The organism is Frankia casuarinae, from assembly GCF_000013345.1.
In the GTDB taxonomy this organism is placed as follows: domain Bacteria; phylum Actinomycetota; class Actinomycetes; order Frankiales; family Frankiaceae; genus Frankia; species Frankia casuarinae.
In genome coordinates this window covers 3,836,851-3,858,436 of the sequence record NC_007777.1, presented here as the reverse complement: position 1 = coordinate 3,858,436, position 21,586 = coordinate 3,836,851, and the positions used below count along the sequence as shown (strand labels likewise).

Annotated in this window: 18 protein-coding genes and 2 pseudogenes; 10 read left to right on the top strand and 10 right to left on the bottom strand. The window is 70.4% G+C overall.

From position 1 onward, the window contains the following. Positions 1 to 689 precede the first annotated feature (689 nt). The 3 genes from FRANCCI3_RS16380 (at position 690) to FRANCCI3_RS16375 (ending at position 4,330) form a co-directional block, all read left to right on the top strand. Positions 690 to 3,026 (top strand): WD40 repeat domain-containing serine/threonine protein kinase, encoded by a 2,337-nt coding sequence (locus FRANCCI3_RS16380; RefSeq protein ID WP_236701518.1) that lies wholly within the window; start codon positions 690 to 692, stop codon positions 3,024 to 3,026. A gap of 159 nt (positions 3,027 to 3,185) precedes the next feature. After that, on the top strand, positions 3,186 to 3,308 hold the full coding sequence (locus FRANCCI3_RS28590) for a hypothetical protein (RefSeq protein ID WP_255353884.1): 123 nt from the start codon (positions 3,186 to 3,188) through the stop codon (positions 3,306 to 3,308). Next, positions 3,308 to 4,330, top strand: coding sequence for a CaiB/BaiF CoA transferase family protein (locus FRANCCI3_RS16375; protein ID WP_011437640.1), 1,023 nt, complete (start codon positions 3,308 to 3,310; stop codon positions 4,328 to 4,330). Before FRANCCI3_RS28590 ends, FRANCCI3_RS16375 begins: the two co-directional genes overlap by 1 nt. Positions 4,331 to 4,366: 36 nt before the next feature. On the opposite strand, the gene FRANCCI3_RS16370 is transcribed toward FRANCCI3_RS16375, so the two are convergent. Both FRANCCI3_RS16370 and FRANCCI3_RS16365 read right to left on the bottom strand, forming a co-directional pair. Next, on the bottom strand, positions 4,367 to 4,951 hold the full coding sequence (locus FRANCCI3_RS16370) for a TetR/AcrR family transcriptional regulator (RefSeq protein WP_011437639.1): 585 nt from the start codon (positions 4,949 to 4,951) through the stop codon (positions 4,367 to 4,369). A gap of 254 nt (positions 4,952 to 5,205) precedes the next feature. Beyond that, positions 5,206 to 5,847 (bottom strand): response regulator, encoded by a 642-nt coding sequence (locus FRANCCI3_RS16365; RefSeq protein WP_011437638.1) that lies wholly within the window; start codon positions 5,845 to 5,847, stop codon positions 5,206 to 5,208. 255 nt (positions 5,848 to 6,102) lie between these two features. Between FRANCCI3_RS16365 and FRANCCI3_RS16360 the strand changes: the two genes are divergently transcribed. The 6 genes from FRANCCI3_RS16360 (at position 6,103) to FRANCCI3_RS16340 (ending at position 11,960) form a co-directional block, all read left to right on the top strand. Further along, positions 6,103 to 7,653, top strand: a complete 1,551-nt coding sequence (locus FRANCCI3_RS16360) for a bifunctional aminoglycoside phosphotransferase/ATP-binding protein (protein ID WP_023842051.1) — start codon at positions 6,103 to 6,105, stop codon at positions 7,651 to 7,653. 190 nt (positions 7,654 to 7,843) lie between these two features. After that, positions 7,844 to 9,622: a sensor histidine kinase gene (locus FRANCCI3_RS16355; RefSeq protein WP_011437636.1), complete on the top strand. Its 1,779-nt coding sequence runs from the start codon at positions 7,844 to 7,846 to the stop codon at positions 9,620 to 9,622. A gap of 116 nt (positions 9,623 to 9,738) precedes the next feature. Continuing rightward, the gene (locus FRANCCI3_RS16350; protein ID WP_011437635.1) at positions 9,739 to 10,071 is read left to right on the top strand and encodes a hypothetical protein; all 333 of its coding nucleotides are present in this window, start codon (positions 9,739 to 9,741) and stop codon (positions 10,069 to 10,071) included. A gap of 134 nt (positions 10,072 to 10,205) precedes the next feature. Then, positions 10,206 to 10,382, top strand: coding sequence for a hypothetical protein (locus tag FRANCCI3_RS27105; RefSeq protein WP_023842049.1), 177 nt, complete (start codon positions 10,206 to 10,208; stop codon positions 10,380 to 10,382). Between the two features lie 232 nt (positions 10,383 to 10,614). Next, positions 10,615 to 11,403, top strand: a complete 789-nt coding sequence (locus FRANCCI3_RS16345; protein ID WP_232235242.1) for a PP2C family protein-serine/threonine phosphatase — start codon at positions 10,615 to 10,617, stop codon at positions 11,401 to 11,403. Next, positions 11,358 to 11,960: a 2-oxoacid:acceptor oxidoreductase family protein gene (locus FRANCCI3_RS16340; RefSeq protein WP_011437633.1), complete on the top strand. Its 603-nt coding sequence runs from the start codon at positions 11,358 to 11,360 to the stop codon at positions 11,958 to 11,960. Before FRANCCI3_RS16345 ends, FRANCCI3_RS16340 begins: the two co-directional genes overlap by 46 nt. A gap of 63 nt (positions 11,961 to 12,023) precedes the next feature. Here the strand turns inward: FRANCCI3_RS16340 and FRANCCI3_RS28780 are convergent. The 3 genes and pseudogenes from FRANCCI3_RS28780 to FRANCCI3_RS16330 all read right to left on the bottom strand — a co-directional run. Continuing rightward, a pseudogene (locus tag FRANCCI3_RS28780) lies at positions 12,024 to 12,248 on the bottom strand (general stress protein); the annotation flags it as partial. Positions 12,249 to 12,342: 94 nt separating this feature from the next. Continuing rightward, positions 12,343 to 13,365: a DUF2278 family protein gene (locus tag FRANCCI3_RS16335; RefSeq protein ID WP_011437632.1), complete on the bottom strand. Its 1,023-nt coding sequence runs from the start codon at positions 13,363 to 13,365 to the stop codon at positions 12,343 to 12,345. A 320-nt stretch (positions 13,366 to 13,685) separates the two neighbouring features. Further along, positions 13,686 to 15,233 (bottom strand): phytoene desaturase family protein, encoded by a 1,548-nt coding sequence (locus tag FRANCCI3_RS16330; protein ID WP_011437631.1) that lies wholly within the window; start codon positions 15,231 to 15,233, stop codon positions 13,686 to 13,688. A gap of 415 nt (positions 15,234 to 15,648) precedes the next feature. On the opposite strand from FRANCCI3_RS16330, the gene FRANCCI3_RS16325 reads away from it, so the two are divergent. Then, on the top strand, positions 15,649 to 18,282 hold the full coding sequence (locus tag FRANCCI3_RS16325; RefSeq protein ID WP_011437630.1) for a SulP family inorganic anion transporter: 2,634 nt from the start codon (positions 15,649 to 15,651) through the stop codon (positions 18,280 to 18,282). A 279-nt stretch (positions 18,283 to 18,561) separates the two neighbouring features. On the opposite strand, the gene FRANCCI3_RS16320 is transcribed toward FRANCCI3_RS16325, so the two are convergent. The 5 genes and pseudogenes from FRANCCI3_RS16320 to FRANCCI3_RS16310 all read right to left on the bottom strand — a co-directional run bounded on the left by FRANCCI3_RS16320 (position 18,562) and on the right by FRANCCI3_RS16310 (position 21,558). Then, positions 18,562 to 19,614 carry a methyltransferase domain-containing protein gene (locus tag FRANCCI3_RS16320; RefSeq protein WP_236701519.1) on the bottom strand — a complete coding sequence of 351 codons (1,053 nt, stop codon included), beginning with the start codon at positions 19,612 to 19,614 and terminating at the stop codon, positions 18,562 to 18,564. A gap of 11 nt (positions 19,615 to 19,625) precedes the next feature. Beyond that, positions 19,626 to 19,751, bottom strand: a complete 126-nt coding sequence (locus FRANCCI3_RS28585) for a hypothetical protein (protein WP_023842045.1) — start codon at positions 19,749 to 19,751, stop codon at positions 19,626 to 19,628. Between the two features lie 168 nt (positions 19,752 to 19,919). Then, a pseudogene (locus FRANCCI3_RS29135) lies at positions 19,920 to 20,042 on the bottom strand (LysR family transcriptional regulator); the annotation flags it as partial. Positions 20,043 to 20,075: 33 nt separating this feature from the next. Continuing rightward, on the bottom strand, positions 20,076 to 20,798 hold the full coding sequence (locus FRANCCI3_RS16315) for a histidine phosphatase family protein (RefSeq protein ID WP_108913823.1): 723 nt from the start codon (positions 20,796 to 20,798) through the stop codon (positions 20,076 to 20,078). After that, positions 20,761 to 21,558 carry a CbtA family protein gene (locus FRANCCI3_RS16310; protein WP_011437627.1) on the bottom strand — a complete coding sequence of 266 codons (798 nt, stop codon included), beginning with the start codon at positions 21,556 to 21,558 and terminating at the stop codon, positions 20,761 to 20,763. Before FRANCCI3_RS16310 ends, FRANCCI3_RS16315 begins: the two co-directional genes overlap by 38 nt. Positions 21,559 to 21,586: the final 28 nt, after the last annotated feature.

Here is a 21,586-nt window from a genome sequence, read left to right as displayed (position 1 = left end):
CGAGCTTCTGGGACCGGCGCTTCTGGGACCGGCGCTCCGTCGACGGCACCGTTCCTTGGCGCAATCCGATCCGCCGCATATTCCCTGGGGGGCATCACCGAGGCCGCGGCGGAAGAGTCTCTCCTTTGTTCGCCCAGCTCGGCGGCAAGGAACTCCTCGCCAAGATCGACCTCCACGGTCCCCCCGGTACCCTGTGATCAAGGTTGATGGTAGTCTATGGGGTCTCATGGGGACCGTTACGAGCGACCGTTACGAGCGATAGCCCCGGTACCCTTTGATCAATGCTGATGGTAGCCCATGTGGGCCGTTGCGACCCGGTGGCCCCGGCGTCGCCAGGGCTACCGCGACTGATACCGCCAACGGGAAGTTGTCGCGCAATTACGATGCGCTACGTCGGGCTCTCGGGGGTGGGCCGCGCCGTGAACGCGCCTTCAGGCACCTCTAGAATCCAGGCACAAATTCCGTCGTGAGCCGGTTGTCAGAACCACGGCTGCTAACGGAGACGGTAGGCACTCATGCGTGCGGCGCCGCGGTGCGCAATGAGTGCGCGTGAAGGTCAGGTTCCGGCGGGAGGGGGCGGCCGTGGGTTCGCAGACCGCGCGGCGACGGTTGCCGTGACGACGCCTGACGGGTCAGTTCCGTGGGACGTGGCAAACTCCCGCGCGACACCGCTGCTCGACAGTGACCCCGTGACTGTCGGGACGTACCAGCTCGTGGCGAGGCTGGGCCAAGGCGGGATGGGAATCGTCTACCTCGGCAGGAGCCGGGACGGGCGGCCCGTGGCCGTCAAGGTGGTCCGTACCGACCTCGCGCGGCAGCCCGAGTTCCTGGCCAGGTTCCGTCGTGAGGCCGAAGTCGCCCAGCGGGTCGCCAGATTCTGCACCGCGGAGGTGCTTGAGGTCGACGTCGAGGCCGATCGCCCGTACCTGGTGACGGAGTTCATCGACGGTCCCACGCTCGCGGACGCGATCGCCGCCAACGGTCCCATGGCGGAGGCCGACCTCGAACGCCTCGCCATCTCGGTCGCGGCGGCGCTCACCGCCATCCACGCCGCGGGAATGATCCACCGTGACCTGAAGCCGTCGAACGTCCTGCTGTCGCGGCTCGGTCCGCGGGTCATCGACTTCGGCATCGCGCGCGCGATGGATTCCACGACCTCGCTGACGACCTCCACCGGCCTGATCGGCACCCCCGCTTTCATGGCTCCCGAACAGGCGCGCGGCGCGCTGGTCACGGCGGCCGCGGACATCTTCGCCTGGGGCGGGGTGGTGACGTTCGCGGGCACCGGGATCGGCCCGTTCGGCAAGGCGACGACCCCGGTCCTGCTGTATCGAGCGGTGCACGAGGCGCCCAAGATCGACGGCCTGCCCGACGGACTCCGTTCGATCGTGGCGAAAACGATGTCCAAGGAGCCGGCGGACCGGCCGACCGCCAGCGATCTCTACCAGTCCCTCCTCGGCCTGTCCAACGTTGACGAGGCGGTGCGAGGCGAAGCTGGCCCAACCGCCGTCACCGTGGTCACGGATCCGCCGGTCAAGCCGCCGGCGCGCATGGACGCCGGAGCCTCGCGGACACCGTCCGACTCCGTGGGTTCCGTGGGTTCCGCCAACCCGGCGATGCCACCGCCGAGCGACGACATCCTGTCACCACTGGACCTGTCGCCACTGGACCGTCCGGCACCCGGCCGCGGCTACCCCGAGGGTGGCGAGCCGAAGCAGCAGCAGCGGCAGCGGCGCGGCCGGTGGCAGCGGCGCACGGTGGTGTCGCTGGTGGCCAGTCTCTGCGCCGTCGCGGTAGCGGTGACGGCCACCCTCATGTTCGTCACCCACAAGGACCCCGCTTCGGTCCCCGAGAGCATCGAGGTGTCGCGCCGGCTGGCGAGCGAGGCGGCGGCGGCTAGCACGACACAACCGCAGCTGGCCCGCCAACTTGCGCTGGCGGCCTACCGCGTCGAGCCCACCGAGGAGGCCCAGCGCAGCCTGATTGAGAACTTCGGCGGGGTAGAGATCAATACGCTGGTTGGCCACACCGAGCGGGTGATCGGAGTACGGTTCAGCCCCAACGGCAGAATGCTGGTGACGGGAAGCGACGACAGCACCGTCCGGCTCTGGGACATCAGCAACCCCATGGCCACCAGACCGCTCGCGGTCATCCCGGGGGACAGCGGCACCTTCCTGCAGGGCGGCTTCAGCGCGGACGGGCGGCTGCTGTCGACGTCCACCGACGACCACATTGTCCGGCTCTGGGACATCTCCGTGCCCGAGCGGCCCAGGTCGCTGGCGGTGCTGCGGGACGTCAACAACAGCGTCGCCTTCGCGGTCGGCGGAAAGACCATGGCTACCGCCGGCACCGACAACACCGCCAAGTTGTGGGACATCACCGATCCCCACCAGCCGCGGCTGGCGGCCACCCTCGTGGGACACACCGACTGGGTCAACACCGTGGCGTTCAGCCCGGACGGGAGAATGCTCGCGACCGGCAGCCACGACCGGACCATCCGGCTCTGGGACGTGTCGACCCCGACCCGGCCCACGCCGCTCGCGATCCTCAACGGGCACGAGAACGCGGTGCTCGGGCTCGCCTTCCGGCCCGACGGCAGGATCCTCGGATCGACGTCGGCGGACCGGTCCGCCCGGCTATGGGACATCGCCACGCCGACGGAACCGAAAATGCTATACACCTTCACCGACCGATCGGACTGGGTGAGTAGCGTTGCCTTCCGCGTCGACCTGCACCTGATGGGCACGACCGCGCGGAAGGCCGCCCGGCTGTGGGACATCTCCGACCCGCGCAATCCCCGCCCGGTCGGCGGCCTGCTCGGACACACGGCGACGGTGCGGCGCGTCCAGTTCAGCCCGGACGGCACACTGGCCGCCACCTCCGGCGACGACAACACCGCCCGGTTGTGGGACATCGACCCGGCCCATATCGCCAAACGTGCCTGCACCGATCCGACAGCCGTGATGAGCGAGGCCGAGTGGGAGCGGCACGCCCCGCAGATCCCCTACCCGTCGCGGTGCCCATAGCGGAGTGATCCCGGCCGGGCCGGCGTGGTCGCCACCCTGCGTGGCGAGGCCGTTGCTGATCGGTGACGCTTCGCCACCCTCCGACAGGATACTTAGTTAAGTACCGCGTAGAGTACCGAGGTACTCTACGCGGTACTACCGCCACGGTACTATCGCCGCATGCCCAGAACCGTTACCCTCGGCGCCGCCCGCACGCCCACCGGCAAGCTCGGTGGCGGCCTCGGCTGCGCGGCACTCTGCTCGGGCGGCGGCCAGGGCGACGCTGTCACCCTGGAGGCTTGATGATGCCGCTGGACGGACTCCGCGTGGTGGAGCTCGCCGCGATCGGGCCTGCGCCGTTCTGCGGCATGATGCTCGCCGACCTTGGCGCGGACGTGCTGAGAGTCGAGCGGCCGGGCGGGCCGGCCGACGCGTGGGGGCGGTCGCCGGTCCTCGACCGCGGCCGGCGCACCGTGACGCTCGACCTCAAGGACGCCGGCCAGGTCGCCCAGGCGCTCGACCTGGTAGCCGACGCGGACGTGTTCCTCGAGGGCTTTCGGCCCGGCGTGGCCGAACGGCTGGGCCTGGGGCCGCGCGAGTGCCTGGCCCGCAACCCGCGGCTGGTCTACGGTCGGATGACGGGGTGGGGGCAGAACGGGCCATACGCCCACACCGCCGGCCACGACATCACGTACCTGGCCGTCAGCGGCGCGCTGCACGCCATCGGCCGTGCGGGGGAGCGGCCCGTGCCGCCGGTCAACATGCTCGGTGACTTCGGCGGGGGCGGCATGCTGCTCGCCTTCGGGGTACTGGCGGGCGTGTTCCACGCGCGACGCACCGGCCGCGGTCAGGTCGTGGACGCCTCGATAGTCGACGGCGCGGCGCTGTTGACGGGCATGGTGCACGGGTTCCTGGCGGAGGGGTCATGGCGGGACGACAGGGGTGTCAACCTGCTGGACGGCGGCGCCCCGTTCTATGACACCTACGTCTGTCAGGACGGCGGGTATGTCGCGGTCGGCGCGTTGGAGCGGAAGTTCTTTCGTGCGCTGGTCCAGCGGCTTGGCCTCGAAGACGATCCGGCATTCCACGGCGACCACCTGGATCGGGCTCGGTGGCCCGCGATACGGGCGAGGCTCACCGAGACCTTCGCCAAGCGTCCGCGCGACGAGTGGCACGTCCTCTTCAGGGACACCGAGTGCTGCGTGGCGCCGGTCCTGTCACTGGCCGAGGCGGCCGCCGACGAGCACAACGTCGCCCGTGGCGTGTTCCGTGAGCTGGACGGTGTCCGCCATCCGCAACCGGCTCCGCGTTTCGGCGACGGCTAGGGCGTGTCGGCGACGGCTAGGGCGTGTCGGCGACGGCTAGGTTCCGGCTGCGGTGACGCTGCGAATGCCGTCGAGCACAAGCGAGGCAAGCTCCTCGTAGGCATCGGCGTCGTGTAAGCCGGTGGCGGCAAGGACGCGACCGGTCTGGATGCGCTCCATCGTCGCGGCGATCGTGTCGGCGATGAACGCCGCGTGAACATCGCGGAATTCTCCCGCAGCGACGCCGTCGCCGATGAGCTGACGGACACGCGCGGCGGCCGCGGCGATGTTGTGCTCATACACCTCCCGGGCGACGTGGTGCGCGGCGAGGTCGAGCCTGAACGCGGGCGATGCCGGACGCAGCGCGCGACCGATCGCCGCCAGGTAGGCCACGAGCCGGTCGGCCGAGGACGCGGCTTCGGCGGTCTCGGTCTCGACCTGCGCGGTGGCCCGGCGGAAGTAGTGCCTCACCGCGTTGACCGTAAGCTGCTCCTTGGACTGCCCGAGGGCATACAACGTCGTCTTGGAACAGCGCAGCCGCGCGGCGAGCTGCGCGAGCGTGAAAGTGCGGAATCCCTCGGCCAGAAAGAGGTCGACCAGATCGTCGAGCAGAACCTCGGGGCGTGTTCGTGCTGTCGGCACGGCATGATCCTATTCGGTGGCGCCTCGGGCCTCGGCGGTGAGGTCGCTTTCCTCCGCTTTCCTCATCGCTACCTCCTCGTCGGCGTCCTGCCGACAGCGATGAGCGTGCCCTTCGCCCGCGTATGCGACATCCGACCCGCGGTGCTTGGATCCGGGACCTGGCTCCCACCAGGGTGGGTCCTTCGACCCGGTTCAGGCACAGCGATGCTCCGGTGTGTCGATGGTCGGGTGTGTCGATGGTCGGGTGTGGGTGTTCAGTCCTCACTCGTCTTCTTCAGGGCGTAGACGGCGGCCTGGGTCCGGCTGGTCATGCCGAGTTTTTCGAGGATGCTGGAGACGTAGTTCTTCACGGTCTTCTCGGAGAGGTGTATCCGGGTACCTATCTGCCGGTTGGTGAGACCTTCGGCGATGTGCTGGAGGATTTCGCGTTCCCGGGCGCTGAGGGAGGCCAGCGTCGGGTCTTCCCTGGGCCCTTGGCGCATTCTGTCGAGGACGCGGCGGGTGACCGATGGCGAGAGCAGCGACCCGCCGGCGGCCACGGTGCGGATGGCGCTCACCAGGTCGTTGCCGCGGATCTCCTTCAGGACGTAGCCGGCGGCACCGGCCATGATGGCGGAGAACAGGGCCTCGTCGTCGTCATAGGACGTGAGAATGAGGCAGGCGACGTCTGGATGGGCGGAGCGGATGTCGCGGCACACGTCGATGCCGCTTCCGTCGGGGAGCCGGCCATCGAGGACGGCCACGTTGGGCAGGAGCGCCGGGATTCTGCGGATCGCCTCGGCGGCGAGTCCGGCCTCGCCGACCACCTCGATGTCGTCGTGGCGATCGAGGGTCTGCCGTAGACCGTTACGCACGATTTCGTGGTCGTCGAGAATGAATACCCGGATCGTCTTCATGCGGAGGAGGATACGGTGCCGTCCTCGGAGCCGCCACGCTGTGAAATGGATGCCGGGTTCGGGACCTTCGGCCCTTGGACCGGTCCTTGGCCCGGCGTCGACGGGTGTCTGCCAGCCACCGCGGCGGCGCGTCGGCGGCGCGTCGGAGGCGGGGGACGGTGGGGACGTTGGTCCCAGGTAGGATGGACCTTCGTTCCCTCCATGCACGACCCGAGCATGCTGCCGCGGCCGCCGGGACGCGGGCAGGCTCGTGCCATGAGTCTGGAGACCACGGTGAACCCGCTCCCGGCGGAGCGAGGCGCCTCGGCCTCGGCGCCAGCGGTGGCGCCGACGGTGGCGTCGGGGCCTCCTGCCAGGGTCGTCGAGACGGCGCGGTCCGTGCTCGTCTTCCTTGGAGATCGTGTCTTCAAGGTCAAGAAGCCGGTCGACCTCGGTGCCGTGGATTTCCGCGGCAGGCAGGCGCGGTTGGCCGCCTGCGAGGCCGAGGTGAGACTCAATCGTCGCCTCGCGCCCGACGTCTACCTCGGCGTCGCCGATGTCATCGGACCGGACGGGGAGCCCTGCGACCACATGGTCGTGATGCGGCGACTACCCGAGGCGCGCCGGCTGTCGACGCTTGCCGAAGGTGGCACCGAGGTCAGGGCGGAGATCCACGCCCTCACCCGGGTGCTGGTCGACTTCCACGCCCGGTGTGAGACCTCGTCCCGGATCGCCGAGGCAGGTGGCCTGGACCGTCTGCGTGGGCGGTGGGACGCCTGCTTCGCCCGGGTACAGCGTGACCATGGCGCGGCGGTGAGCGCCAGCATCCTCGACCATGTGAACCGTCTCGCCGTGCGGTACCTCGACGGCCGCGACGAGCTCCTGCGGGAGCGGCGCGAGGCCGGGCGGATCCGCGACGGGCACGGCGATCTGTCCGCCGCGGACATCTTCTGCCTCGACGACGGGCCCAGGGTGCTCGACTGCCTGGAGTTCGAACCCGGGCTGCGGGCGGCCGACGTCCTCGCGGACGCCTGCGCCCTGGCAGCCGACCTCGAGTGGCTCGGACGCCGCGATCTCGCCCGGCTCTTCCTCGATCACTACCGTGAGATGGCTGGTGAGACCCATCCTCGGTCGCTCGAGGATTTCTACTGGGCGCTGGCCGCGCTGGGGCGCTGCCAGGCGGCGTGCCAGCGTGTCGCGGCCGGCGAGAACGCGGCGGCGGAGGCGCGGGCCTTCGCTGACCTGGCACTGGCCCGGTTGCGCTGGGGCCGGGTCCGACTCGTGCTGGTCGGCGGCCAGCGCGGCACCGGGAAGTCCACGCTCGCCGGCGGGCTCGCCGGCACGGAGCGGTGGACCGTGCTCCGCTTCGACGACGCCGCGGCGGACCTGGCGGCCTCGGCCAACCGTCACGATCTCGCGGCGGGGGGATGGGCAGATGCAGGGGGATGGGTACCGGCCGACGACGTCGACGCGGTCCACCAGGAACTGCTGCGCCAGGCCGGCACAGCGCTGCGCCGCGGCGAGTCCGTCGTGGTCGACGCACCGTGGAACCGGCACAGCCAGCGCGCGCAAGCGGCCGATGTCGCTCGCCGTGCCTTCGCGGACCTGGTGCAACTGCGCTGCACGGCCCCGCCCGATCTCGCGGCAACCCGTACCGACCGGCGTTCCCCGGCAACCACCGCGGCAACCAGCGCCACAGGGTCCGTCGGCCTTGGCCGTCTCGCCGACACCGTCTCCCGGATCGAACCCTGGCCGGAAGCCAAGATCATCGATACGGCGGTGGCCATCGCCGAGTCGCTGCACAACGCCCGCCGCGCCGCGGCCTGATCGGCACGCGAAGCGATGTTCCGCAGTGCTCTGGGTGCTCTGGGTGTTTCGGGTGCTCTGGGTGTTTCGGGGAAGACCGGATGGCCCGGGAGCGGCCACCGCCGAGCGCGGGTAACGCATCGACAGCTGATGGGGATCGCCAATGCGTCCGCGGCAACCGAACCGGTTCTAGTACTGTTCGGGCGTGGGCATGGAAACTGGGTCCGCAGCCAGCCAGAAGCGGGCGGGAACGGACCCTTCGTCGGTCTCTTCGTCGGTCTCTTCGACGGGCTCACCGACGAGCGAGAACCTGACTTTCCCGCTCGTCGCGCGGCTCGAACTCGATGAACTGCTGACGCAGCTGGTTGACCGGGCCCAGGATGTGCTGGCCACGCAGAGCCGGTTGCGCGGGCTGCTGGCGGCGAGTCGGGCCATCGCCACGGACCTGCGGCTGCCGGTGCTGCTCAGGCACATCGTGGAGGCGGCGTGCGAGCTGCTGGACGTCCGGTACGGGGCGCTGGGCGTCGTCGCGCCGGACCGCACCCTGGAGGAGTTCGTCCACGCCGGCATGGACCCGCGGGACGTCGACCGAATCGGTCATCTGCCCACCGGCCACGGGGTGCTCGGTCTACTGATCGATGATCCTCGGCCGCGTCGCCTCGACGACATCTCCCGTGACCCGAGTGCGTATGGCTTCCCCCCCGGCCATCCGCCGATGAGGACCTTCCTCGGCGTACCTATCACCGTGCGCGGCGAGGTGTTCGGCAACCTCTATCTGACCGAGAAACGCGGCGGCACGGCCTTTACCGCCGAGGACGAGGAACTCGCGCTCGCCTTGGCCGCCAGCGCCGGTGTCGCGATCGAGAACGCCCGGCTGTTCCACGACACCCAGCAGCGGCACCGGTGGATGAGCGCGTCCGCCGACGTGACCCGCCAGATCATGGCCGATGCCGACGGCGCCCTCGAGTCTGTTGCGGAACGCGTCCGCACGGTCGCCGACGCGGAGTTCGTCTCCATCGTCCTGCGCGACGAGGAGGCCGGCAGCGCGCGGGTCGCCGTCGCCGTCACCGTCGGAGCGGACACCGTTTCCGGCGCCGGTCAGCGGATACCTCTCGACGGCACCCTCACCGGTCGGGTGATGGCCGAGCAGCAGCCGTTGCGCGTGGAGGACGCGCAGCTTGACGCCCTCCCCGAGGAACGGGACGCCGCCACCGGCCCCCTGATCGTCCTCCCGATGGTCGCCGGCACCGACCACGTGTCCGGAGTGCTGCTTGTCGGTCGAAACCGGGGGAAGCGTCCCTTCAGCGACACCGATCTCGCCAGTGCCGCGAGCTTCGCGGGCAACGTCGCGATCACTCTGGAACTGGCGCGGGTCAAGGCCGACCGGGAGCGGTTGGTGGTCCTGGCCGACCGTGGTCGCATCGCCCGTGACCTGCATGACCACGTCATCCAGCGGATGTTCGCCGTTGCGCTCGGCTTGCAGGACATCGCCCAGTACGAACGTCCATCGAACGCCGAGCGCATCAACCAGTACGTCGAGGACCTTGACGTTACGATCAAGGACATTCGGCGGTCGATCTTCGAGCTGCGTGCCAGCGGCGCGTCCAAGCGAAGCCGACTGCACGCCGCGATCGACCGGATCGCCGAGGACGTGCGTCCGGCCCTCGGCTTCACGCCGACCGTCCGCTACTCCGGACCGCTCGAAACCGTGATCGGTGACGATCTCGCCGACCAGGTGATCGCTGTCGCCCGGGAGTCGTTGACCAATGCGGCGCGGCATTCGCAGGCCGGGACCGTCGAGCTCCGTATCGGCGTGGCCGGCGAGTCGGTGGTCGTCGACGTGATCGACGACGGTGTCGGCATAGGTCCCGGCGGCCGGCGCAGCGGGTTGGACAACCTCCGGACCCGGGCCGAGCAGCTCGGCGGATCTTTCACCCTCACCACACCGGCAGGCGGGGGCACCCACCTGCACTGGGCCGCGCCCCTGTGACACTGGGCTGCGCCCCTGTGACACTGGGCCGCGCCCCTGCGCGGGGAGACCGTTGGTCCGCTGAGGGGGGACGATCGGCCCATGTGACCAGGCGGCAGCCGCGGGATGGTTGACTCATGAACCTTCCCGTGAATCTCCCCGCCCTTCGCCTGTCCCGCTCGATGCCAGCTCCGGCGTCAGCCGCGGAGAACGGCACAGCGGCTGCGGGCACGCACCGACCGTACCGGGCGATCGAACCGGGCAGTCGGTCCTGCTGCTGCCCCTCCGAACCGGTGGCGCAGGCGATATTTGTCCCCGGTGACACGCGTTCCCATGAGGTCGAGGTGCTGTTGTGCGCCCATCACCTGCGGTGCAGCGCGTCGACACTGAGGTCGTTGGGCGTCGCCGTCTACGACCGGCAGGGGAACCCGATCGAGGACACGGCCACGCTGTTCGGCCGGGACCGCTGACCCTCGGTTCGGCTGACCCGTCGGGTTCGCGTGAACGACTGAACAATGATCCGTCGTCGCTGATTCCGCCAGGTTGTCAGGTTGTGTCATCAGGTCCCATGGCCTCGCGTCGACGCCAAGGAAGGCGGTGACACATGAAATGGATGACAGCGGATGGTCATCTCATCGAGGAGACGGTCGTCAAGGCCGGTCCCGAGCGTCCGGCACGAGTCCTGCGGGTGACCCGGCAGGAGCGTGCGGTCGGCCAGTATGCGTGCTGGGCCGATCTGATCGTCAATATTGATGTTCGGCGGATGACCGAAGTCGAATGAATGACCTGTTATTGGTGCAGGACTGAGCACGGGTCTGAGATGTCGAGGGCCACTGAGTTCTCCCCGCGAGGCGCCGTTCTGGAGGTCGTCCGTGTGCAACTTTCCGGCTGCAGAATCCTGGGACGAGACCGATCTCGCGGCCTGTGTGATCGGGGGCGTGAGAGAGAACGCCCATCGTCTGGGGGTATTCTGGCGGTCGCATCCCGCGACTCCCGGTTCGAGCGGAGACTGGGTGGAGGTGGTCGATATCGGCGCCGGCCGGCTCGCCATCTGCGTCGGCGACGCGGCCGGACACGGCGAGCAGGCCGCGAGGTTCGCGCGACGGTTTCGGGAGGCGATGCGCCGGCACCTGCTCGCGGGTGAGGAGCCCGAGGCGACCATGCATCGCACGATGAACGATATCGCTGGACCCGGCGATATCGGGGAAATGTTTGCTACCGCTTTTCTCGCCGTCGTCGATGCCCGGTCAGGCCAGGTGGTCTACGTCAACGCCGGGCATCCGCCCGCCCTGCACCTGCCCGGGTCCGCGGCTGGCGGCGGCAGCTGCGCCCGCGAGCCACGGTCGCTCGGTCCGACCGGGCCCATCCTGTCTGACCTTTTCGCCGGAAGCGAGATCTGGTCGTCCCGATCGCTGACCATGGACGTCGGAGACCGCCTACTGCTGTACACCGACGGCATCAGCGAGGCGCGCGACGCGCACGGCACACAGTTCGGGACGGAATCCCTGTCCGCCGGCCGGATCGGAACCGACTCGCCTGACACGTTGCTTGACCGCCTTTTCGCGCAGCTCGCCATCCATGCGCACGGGGTCGACGGGGACGACCGCACGATGGCGATCCTGGCCCGCGATCCACTGGTCGCCCCCGCCGCCGGCTACTCACCGCGCTGTCGGGCCGCGGAGAGGACCCTGGCAGCTGACGGGGCGTCGCGAAGCAGCATTGAGAAGCAGCCTGGTCGGGAGAGACGAGGTCCGTCATGTTCGCGGTACGAATTCACGGGTTCGGCGGTCAGGGCGTGCTGACCATCGCCGAGCTGTTGACCATCGCGGCAGTTACGGAGGGTCGCTACGGACAGGCATCCATGGCCGGCGGGCCGGAACACATCGGCCACCCTACGGTCGCCTGCTGCCGGATCGACGACGATCCATTGCCCGGGTGGGAACCGGTCGTGTTCCCGGATGCGGTCATCGTCCGGGACGCGGCGCTGCTGCACGTCTCCGACGTGTTCCATGGACTCGGGGCGGATGGGTTCATCCTGCTCGACTCGGCACGCGACCTTGACGATTTCGGGCTGCCCAGGCTCACCCGGTACCGGCCCGAGCGGACGATCAGCATGCCCGCCAGCGAGATCGCCCAGCGTGAGCTGGGGCATCCGCTACCGAACACGGCTCTGCTCGGTGGCTTTGCCGCGTTGACCGGAATCGTTTCGATCATCGCGGTCGAGACGGCCATCCGGGAGCGGTTCGCCGGTCGGCTCGCGGACGACGGCATCGAGGCGGCTCGGGACGCCTTTGCGTTCGTCCGCTACACCGAGCGGCGCAGGGCCGGGCTTCTGCCGGTAGCCCAGGCCCAGGAATGAGCCTGGGCGCCGGCAGGCCGTGCCGGCAGTGAGCCTGGGAGCCGGCAGGCCGGCGGCGGAGGTCCAGGTCAGCCGACCTGTGACCTGCTCGACCGTGCGCAGGCCGCGGCCGACGATGGCGGTCTTCTCCACCGGGAAACCAAGGTCGGAAAGTTGGTCGACGGCCCTCTCGGCCTCGCTGTAGGTGTCGAAGGTGGCCACCACCTGCTGCGGCTCGCCTACCCGGTCCACCGGGGTCCCGCCCGGAGCATCATCGAAGCGCGGGTTCCCGCGGTGGAGAAGACCCATCCGAGGCGGAGGCGACCCGGGGCCGAAAGGTGATCCGGGGCCGAAAGGTGATCCGGGGCCGAAAGGTGATCCGGGGCCGAAAGGTGATCCGAGGTCAGAAGATGATGGTGTGTCCTTCGCGGGATGCGTCGGTGGCGGTGTAGGCGACGCCGTCGACTTTCAGACCGTCCTGATCAAGCAGGGTGATGATGCCGCCCCGGTTGCCCAGCCCGACCGGGGGTGCGAGCGGGATCCGCACGGTGTCCCCGGCTGGCAGGTTGGTGGGCGGAAGGGGGAAACGGTGCCGACCGCTGTCGATGATCGTCCAACCGGTGAGGTCGACGGGCCCTGGGGTGGTGTTGAGCAGGGTGACGGACTCGGCTTCCGGTGCCGGTCCGATGGGGTTGACCAGGGCGGCGACGATGCGCAGGCGCCGGTCGGGTTCCCCGGGGGCTGGTTGGCCGCCCGGTCCGGCCGATGGAACGGCGCGCAGGGTGTGGCCGGTCGTGTCGTCGGTGTGCCAGGCCTGGCTCTGGAAGGCCAGGAACAGTGCTGTCCAGCGGCCCGCGGTGGGGAAGTGGAAGAGCAGGGCACCGTCCTGCCAGCTGCCGTCGTCGGCGATGAAGCGACCGCTGTTGCCCTGGTTCATGTGGACGTCATGCACGCCGTTGCCGGGTACGAAGCCAAAGATCTTGTCTGGTTTCGTGGGCTCGGGCCCCCATCGCTGGCCGAAGGCGTAAATGTGGCTGGTCGGATCGGCGGTCGCACGCTGGACGTGGTGGTCGAGGCGGTCGGCGAGGTCGTTGTCCGGGCCGGGGCGGTCGGGGGGGAGCGCGTGCAGCCCGGTGCGATCGAACAGGTTGCCCCGGACGAAGTCCAGGGCGAGACCGCCGGGCCTGGACTTCAGGGGGGTGAACCCGTCGGGCAGGTCAACGAGGCGGTCGAGGATCGGATGGTGGAACTCCTCGACCGCGATGTACAGCAGTTCGGACGGGGGCTGGGCGGACAGAACGTTTACGGCGACTCGGAAAGAGCCACCACCCTCGACGTGTATCTGGTAGTGCGGGCTGTCGTGCCCGCCCTCCCTGCGCCGGTCGAGTAGCCGGCCTTTCAAGACGCCGTAGCCTGCCAGCGGCATAACATTTCCCCGATTTCCGCGGCGATGAAAAGATCCGGCCGAACGATATCATTCCCGTCTGGCCAGGCGGGTGCGGCGGGGGGAGCTCACCTATCGGTTGGTCTGCGGTCACCCAACGGTGATGCGGGCCGCCTGCGGGCCGGCGGCCGACCCCCATCATGGAGGGACGGTCATGAAAAGGCGGTGATTCATGGTCGGCGTGGCGCCCGGGCGGTTACCGCCGGAGTGTCTCCAGGCGGGATACAAGGTCCGTAGGCGGCGGCATGTCGCGCATTTCCCGGCGTGTCTCGCCTACGGCGAGATCAGGGTCGGCGACGATCTCATCCCGGCCGACCTACGGGCCAGGCCGCTCGCCGCTCCCGGCTGAGGGCGAGGGTCGCCGCGTGCAGCCCGGCCATGCCGTGTACCCCGGCGCCGGGAGGGGTGGCGGCGGAACACAGGTAGACGCCGGGCAGCGGCGTCGCCCAGGGGCGTGGCGAGAGCACCGGCCGGGCGACCAACTGGCGCAGGTCGGCGGTGCCACCGCCGATGTCGCCGCCGATCTCGTTGGCGTTGTGCGCCTCCAGCGCCGTCGGTCCCATCACGTGGCGGGCGAGCACCCGGTCGCGGAATCCGGGGGCGAAGCGTTCGACCTGGGACTCGAGCGCGTCGGTCATGTCGACGCTGGAGCCCAGTGGGACATGGCAGTAGGCCCACCCGGTGTGCCGGCCGGCCGGGGCGCGGCTCGGGTCGGCGGCGCACGCCTGAACGAACAGTACGAACGGCCGGTCTGGATGGTGGCCGCGGGCGACGGCCCGCTCGGCCGCGGCGATCTCGGCGAGCGTGCCGCCCAGGTGCACGGTCGCCGCCCCGGCGACCGCCGGATCGCGCCAGGGCACCGGTCCGTCGAGCGCCCAGTCAATCTTGAAAACTCCCGGTCCGTACCGGTATCGGCCGAGCGCGGCGCGGTAGCGGCCGGGCAGCGCGGCGTCGGCGACCGCGAGCACCTGGCGAGGGGTGAGATCGAGCAGCACGGCCCGCGCGGGCGGCAGTTCCGACAGGCTGGTCACCGGGGCGCCGGTGACCAGTTCGCCGCCGAGTTCGCGCAGCCGGGCGACCAGGGCCTCCGCCAGTGATGATGATCCACCGACGGCTACCGGCCAGCCGACCTGGTGCGCGAGCACCCCGAGGAACAGCCCGTAGCCTGCGGTGACCGGGCGATGTAAATCGATCATGGAATGGGCGGCGAGCCCGGCGAACAGCGCTCGCGCCGCCTCACCGCGCAGCGCGGCGCGGGCGAGCGCGGTCGCGGACCACAGCCCGCGCACGCCGAACCGGGCGAGGGTCAGGGGCGCGGCGGGCGGCAGGTCGAACGGTGCCAGCACGCCCTCGGCCAGCCGCGAGCCGTCGGACGCCAGCGGGCCGACCAGCCGGCGCCAGCCGGAATCGACGCCGTCCCGGTCGGCGAGGCCCGCCGCGGTGGCGTCGAGGTCGCGGCGCAGCAGCGCCGCCGGGCCGTCGTCGAGCGGGTGGGCGAGCGGCACCGGCGGATGCGCCCACCGAAGCCCCTCGGTCGGGGTCGGGCCTGCGGTGGGGGTCGGGTCCGCGTAGGACGCCGGGTTCGCGGAGGACGTCGGGTTCGCGGAGGACGTCGGGCCTGTGCCGAAGGCGCGCAGTGCGGGGGAGGCGAGCGCGAGCGGCAGGACGGTTGCGCACACGTCGTGCCGGAAGCCGGACAGCGTCAGCTCTTCTGTTCGCAGCCCACCACCGGGAGTGCCCGCGGCCTCCCGGACGAGTACCCGCCAGCCGGCCTCGGCCAGCGTCAGGGCGGCGGTCAGCCCGTTTGGACCGGCCCCGACGATCACCGCGTCGAAGCTGTCCGTGCTCACGGTGCACCTCTTCCATGCGGATTCCAGGCACGATCGTGCCGCCGCCGGGCATCGAGCCCGAACGTGATGCCCGCCCGAACGTGATGCCCGCCCGAACGTGATGCCCGCCCGTCCGGCCGCGACCCGGGGCCGCCGTCGCGCCGCTGGTCCGAGCCCAGGAGCAGATGCCACAGAAGGTGTCCAGCGTCACGCATAAATGGGGCGTCTGTCACAGAGGGAAACTCGGCTGTGGACTCGCACGTTGAGATCTGTGCATCATTAGTCACTTTCCGTTTCTGCGGGTCCAGGGTGGGCGTCGGATGTGGTCGGACCGCGGTGTCCGACGGGCGCCGGCAAACCGTCGCCAATGGTCACACTTCGGGGCCGATCTCCGACGAGACACCCGTCCCGCCGCATCGAACTCGAGGAGGATGCCATGACCGCTTCGGTTTCCCCGCCGTCACCGTCCCGGCACAGCCATTCGCCGCCCATGTCCGGGTCCACCGCCAAGAACGTGCGCCGGACCCGGGGTGACCACAACCCCCTGCGCCCCGATCTCCAGGCCTCCCTGGTCGTGTTCGTCGTGGCGTTGCCCCTGTCGCTGGGCATCGCCGTCGCCTCGGGGGCGCCGGTCGCAGCGGGTCTCCTCGCCGCGGTGATCGGCGGCGTCGTCGCCGGCGCCCTCGGCGGTGCGCCGTTGCAGGTGAGCGGGCCGGCCGCCGGGCTGACCGTCATCGTCGCCGACCTCGTCCACACCTACGGGTGGCGCGTTACCTGTCTGATCACCGCAGGGGCCGGGATTCTGCAGATCCTGCTCGGGCTCTGCCGGGTCGCCCGCGCCTCCCTGGCCGTCTCGCCGGCCATCGTCCACGGGATGCTCGGCGGCATCGGGCTGACGATCGTCCTCGGCCAGTTCCACGTGGTGCTGGGCGGACAGGCCGAGAGTCACGCCTGGGAGAACGTCGCGGCAGTGCCCGAGGCGATCATCGATCCGCACGGTTTCGCGACCCTCGTCGGCTTCGTCACCATCGCCACGATCCTGCTCTGGCCCCGGTTGCCGAAGAGGCTGCCGAACGCCGTCCGAGCCATCCCCGCCTATCTCGCGGCGGTCGTGACGGGCACCCTGCTCGCTGCCGTCGCGGGCTTCGACCTGCCCAGGGTCGACCTGCCCTCGTCCCTGTTCGACGCGGTCGCCCTGCCGGGCCTCCCACACGGCGACTGGTCCGGCATCGCGCTGGGCGTCGTCACCGTGGCCATCGTCGCCAGCGTCGAGTCCCTGCTCTCGGCCGTCGCGGTGGACCAGCTTGCCACCACCCGAGGCTGGCGGGGGCCGCGCGTCGACCTCGACCGCGAGCTGCTCGGGCAGGGCTCGGCGAACCTCGTCTCGGGCCTGGCCGGCGGGTTGCCGATCACCGGGGTGATCGTGCGCAGCTCCACCAACGTCGCCTCCGGCGGGCGTACCCGGAAGTCTGCCGTCCTGCACGGCGTCTGGGTGCTGCTGTTCGCCGTGTTCCTGGGCCGCATGGTGGAGTGGGTCCCGCTGTCCGCCCTCGCCGGCCTGCTCGTCGTCGTCGGTGCGCGGCTGGTCAACGTCGCGCATCTGCGCCACGTCCGCCGGCACGGGGAGCTGCCCGTCTACCTGGTGACAATCGTCGGTGTCGTCGCCCTCGACCTCCTGCAGGGCGTCGCCCTGGGTCTGCTCACCGCGCTCGCCCTGGTCCTGCGCCGGGTGCTGTGGTCGAGTGTCCGGCTGGTCCGCACCGGCGAGCTCTGGCAGGTGGAGGTCGAGGGGACGCTGAGCTTCCTGTCCCTGCCCCGCCTCGCGCGGATCCTGGGCCGTATCCCCGCCGGTGCCCCCGTCTCGATCGAACTCATCGTCGACTACCTTGATCACGCCGCCTATGAGCATCTGCGTGGCTGGTGCGCGAACCACGAGGCGTCCGGCGGGACGGTGAGCGTCGACGAGATCGGCCAGGTCTGGTTCCGCCGGCCGGCCGAGGTCGCGGAGCAACGGCGCCGCACCGTCGTCCCGCACCTCCCGCGCTGGTTCGCGCCCTGGTCGCAGTGGCAGGAACTGGAACTCGCCTCGTCATCGTCTGATTCCCCTTCGTCTGATTCCCCTTCGTCTGATTCCCCTTCGTCGGGATCGCGGTCTTCGGATTCCCAGCCCGCCGGCGTCACTCCGCCGGCGATCCACCCAGTCCAGGGCCCGGACCCGGCGGCGTCGGTGCCGGCGCAGGCCTCCCCCGACCGGACATTCGACCACGTCAGCACGATGCTGTTCGGGGTGAACGAGTTCCACCGGCGGGCCGCCCCGCTCCTGCGGGGCACCTTCGACGCGCTCGCCGGGGGACAGCAGCCCGGCGCCCTGTTCCTCACCTGCGCCGACTCCCGCATTGTTCCCAACATCATCACCAGCAGCGGTCCCGGCGACCTGTTCACGATCCGTAATGTCGGGAACATCGTCCCGGTGGACGACCCCGCCGGATCCGACCCGGACGCGCCCTTGCGGCGCAGTGGTGACCTGTCGGTGACCGCCGCGCTGGACTACGCCGTCGACGTCCTGCGGGTGCCCTCGCTCGTGGTGTGCGGCCACTCCGGCTGTGGCGCCATGCAGGCGTTGCTGTCCGGCACGCTCGACGGCGCACCCGACTCGGCCCTGGCGGGCTGGCTGTCGCACGCCGCCGCCTCGCTTGAGCGGACGCCCCCCGCCGGCACGGAGGATCTGCCCCCGGTGGAAAGGCTGGGCCGCGCCAACGTGGCGCAGCAGTTGGAGAACCTGCGCGCGCATCCGGCCGTGCGCCGTGCCCTGGCACGCGGCACGCTGGAACTCGTCGGCCTGTACTTCGACATCGCCGACGCGCGCATCTGGGTGCTCGAGGAGTCGACCGGCCGGTTCGTCGACCCGATGGACGCGTTGCCGACGGCGGTCATCGGGACCGGCTCGCGTCGCCGGTGGGACGCACCGGTGCGGGTGCCCGCACCCATGGTCGCGGTCGGCGCGGGTCCTGCCGACGAGCAACCGCCGCCCGCCGGCCGGCGGGCCCGGTGGCTCGGCCTGCCGCGGTAGTGCCGCAGCGGTGAAGGGCCGCCGATCGCCCGGGGCCCTGGATCCCAGGATCCGGGATCCAGGGATCCGAGGTGCTGACCCCGCGGATGCACCGATGGTCGGCGACGTCGACCGTTTGATGACGTCGACTGTTTGATGACAGAGAGTTGCCGAGGGTTAGGCGCGGTTTCAAGACCGGAGACCGTTACCAACCCTCGGCGATTCGCCGTCGCGCCAGTTCGCCGTCGCGCCAGTTCGCCGTCGCGCCAGTTCGCCGTCGCGCCAGTTCGTCCGCGGGGGTCACGAGGCCGGGATGACCCGCTCCGGGTAGTCCAGCCAGGATGTCTGACCGTCGGGGGTGACGGTGAGCCCGAAGCGGGCGCAGGACGGCCGCCCTGCGTTCACCCACCAGTCGTAGGCCATTTCGAGTTCGTCCCACAACCGTCGTGGCCCATACTGGGTGACCTCGTGCCCGTCCGACTGCCCGTCCGACCCGGCGGTCAGTGACGCCCACGAATGTGACGCCGCGTGGGACAGCAGAAGTGTTCTCGCCGGGCCGCCTTCCTCGATCTGCCCGGTGGTGCAGCCGGGCAGCCACAGGCCGACCGCGAATCCGGCCGCGGCGTCCGCGAAGGGCTCATCCAGATACCGGCAGGTTGTTCTGACGTCGGCGTCGTCCTCGCCGAGCCACCAGACGGGTCTGTCGGCCCGTTGGCCGCGCAGCCGCATGAAACCCGCATCATCATGAAAATGGCCCGAGGCGGTGCCGTCCGCGACGGTCAATGACAGCAGCGCCCCACCGAACTCGCTCGTGAACGGCAGCACGATCCGCCCGCCCGGCCGGGTCTGCGTGATCCAGGGGTAGGGAACGGTAACCACCGACGCCGTGGCGATGATCCGGTCGTAGGGAGCCCGATCGGGAAACCCCGCCGCGCCGTCCCCGACGACCACCGTCACCGGACGGCCGATTCTGGCGAGGGCCGCGCGGGCGTGCCCCGCGATTCCCGGATCGATCTCGATGGTGGTGACCTGGCCGGTCGGGGTCCGCTCGGCGAGCAGCGCCGCGTTATAGCCGGTCCCGGTACCGATCTCGAGGACGTTCATCCCGTCCCGCACATCGAGGAGGTCGAGCATCCGGGCCATGACCCACGGCGCGCTGCTGGAACTGGTCGGTATGACGCCCCTACCGTCGTACCTGCCCGTCCCGTCGTCGACCTGCGTCGTGATCCCGTCGTCGCCGCGGCACAGCTCCGACCACCGCTGTGGATCATCCTGGCGCCGGAGCGGGACCAGGAAGAACCCGTCCTCGTCCCGGACCCAGATCTCATCCGGGATGAAATCCTCGCGGTTCACCCGGCGGACGCTCACGCCTTCCCTGAGCCCTTGCACACGCCGCAGGAGACGGTCTCGTTCTTGCCGTCGCTGGTCACGGTGATCTTCCCGCTGCCGTTGCAGGTCGGGCAGGCTACCGGTTTCGCGTGCTTACCCACCCGACCGCCTCTCACCCGGGGTCATCTAGCCACCTGGGGCCACCTGGGGGTTCGGACCCACGGCCATGATTCCATCCGGACGGTGCCGCGCGTCAAGGGGCCGCGGCAGCCTCGTGGCCGGGCCGGGAAACCGGTCGAACCTGACGATTCTGATGCGATTTTCACTCGACCTCCAAGCGAGCGGTGGGTGATGACGCCGCTGCGTTCGGGCGGGTCGCCCACGATGCTGTAGTCGGGCAGAACGGTCACCCCGAGCTCCTGGGCGACCATGAGCTTTCCCATCCGCGCGCCGGCGCCGATGGACGCCGGACCCGGCGGATCTCGCTAAAGCGGGCGGCAGACGTGTGTCAAGGTCCAGTCGGTTCCGGTTCCGGTTCCGGTCGCGGTCCTGGTCGCGGCACTCTCCGTTTTCGGCTGCGTGCCGGTCGTGCCGTCATGACCGCCCGCGCCGATCCGATGGTGCAGGAGGGTCGCCGTCAACGGGGCGACGTCGATCCGCCAGAACATCTCGACCGGGCAGCGCAGGGCGGCCACGAGCACGCCCCGGATGACCGCCGGATGGGTCACCGCGATGATGTGGCTCGGTTCGGTGCTTCGCCGGACCAGCCAGTTCTCGACGCGGCTGAGCAAGCTCAGTAGGGATTCGCCGCCCGGCGGGGCCACCGCCGGATCGCTGTGCCACCGGCGCAGCTCGTCCGGGGGAATCTCGTCCAGGCTGCGCCCCCGCCAGGCCCCGACGTCCAGGTCGCGCAGGGCCGGATCCACCTCGGGGACGACGGGTAGGCCCGGGGCCCGCGGGATGGTGACGTCACCCTTGCGGGCACCGAGGCCCAGGGCGGCGGCGGTCTGACAGGCCCGCGCGGATCCGTCGCAGAGCACCCGTCCCGTCGCGGGAAGCGCGCCAGCCGCTACCGCCTCGGCGGCGCCGGCGGCTCGGTGCAGCCCGTCGGCGTCGAGAGGCTCGTCGATAGGGAACCGGGCGGCCCGCAGGGCCACGGTCGGCGCGCAACTAACCAGGGCCAGCCGCACCGGCGGCACCGATCGCACCGATCGCGCTGGTGGGGGCCGCGGTACGTCGGAACGCGCGTTCGGTCAACGTGCCGAACAGCAGGCCGATGGCCGCCCAGACGGTCGCCTGGATGGCGAGCGAGGCGATCCGGAACCGCCACAGCACGTCGGCCGGGAAGCCCTCCGGCGTCTCGTGCACGTGGGGCAGAACGGCGTAGACGACGCCCAGGACCACCAGCCCGCCGACGGCGGCGGCGATCGTCGCGTTCCAGCCGCCGAGCCGGCCGGTGAGCCGCCGCGCGGCCACACCCGTCCCGACCACGACGATCACCGAGATCAGGATCATGAGGAAGTACAGGACGGTCCGCCGGCCGATCGTGTCGGGATTGCCGATCGCGGGGGGATTCGCCGGGTACTTCAAATCGGGCAGGAGGTAGACCGCGGTGAACCCGGCGAGGGCGACCAGGGCGGCCGTCCCGCGGGGCCCGAGGGTGCCCAGGCGGCCCTGCACGCACGCGTACGCCAGGGCGAACATGCCGCCGATGGCGACGGAGAAGAGCAGCAGACCGGTGAACAGACCGAGCGTCGACTGCACGGTCCGGGACACCGGCTCGGACTCCTCGTGCGCGTGAGCGGCGAGACCCACCGCCTCGTGCGCATGAGTGGAACTCTCGCCCGCCGACTCGAAGGTGATCGCGTGACCGATCTGGCTCTCGCCGAGGGTCTTCGCGACGATGAAGGCGAGCACGGCGGCGACCAGACCGACGAGCATGCCACGGATCAACAGTGTTCGTGCCACAGCGTCTCCTCGCTGGAACAGATCGGGA

Bases quoted from the DNA above. Each gene is read 5' to 3' on its own strand.
- FRANCCI3_RS16335 (WP_011437632.1), bottom strand. From the start codon at position 13,365: ATGCCGCTGGCAGGCTACGGCGTCTTGAAAGGCCGGCTACTCGACCGG.
- FRANCCI3_RS16355 (WP_011437636.1), top strand. From the start codon at position 7,844: ATGGAAACTGGGTCCGCAGCCAGCCAGAAGCGGGCGGGAACGGACCCT.
- FRANCCI3_RS27105 (WP_023842049.1), top strand. From the start codon at position 10,206: ATGAAATGGATGACAGCGGATGGTCATCTCATCGAGGAGACGGTCGTC.
- FRANCCI3_RS16375 (WP_011437640.1), top strand. From the start codon at position 3,308: ATGATGCCGCTGGACGGACTCCGCGTGGTGGAGCTCGCCGCGATCGGG.
- FRANCCI3_RS16325 (WP_011437630.1), top strand. From the start codon at position 15,649: ATGACCGCTTCGGTTTCCCCGCCGTCACCGTCCCGGCACAGCCATTCG.
- FRANCCI3_RS16365 (WP_011437638.1), bottom strand. From the start codon at position 5,847: ATGAAGACGATCCGGGTATTCATTCTCGACGACCACGAAATCGTGCGT.
- FRANCCI3_RS16340 (WP_011437633.1), top strand. From the start codon at position 11,358: ATGTTCGCGGTACGAATTCACGGGTTCGGCGGTCAGGGCGTGCTGACC.
- FRANCCI3_RS16350 (WP_011437635.1), top strand. From the start codon at position 9,739: ATGAACCTTCCCGTGAATCTCCCCGCCCTTCGCCTGTCCCGCTCGATG.
- FRANCCI3_RS16360 (WP_023842051.1), top strand. From the start codon at position 6,103: ATGAGTCTGGAGACCACGGTGAACCCGCTCCCGGCGGAGCGAGGCGCC.
- FRANCCI3_RS28590 (WP_255353884.1), top strand. From the start codon at position 3,186: ATGCCCAGAACCGTTACCCTCGGCGCCGCCCGCACGCCCACCGGCAAG.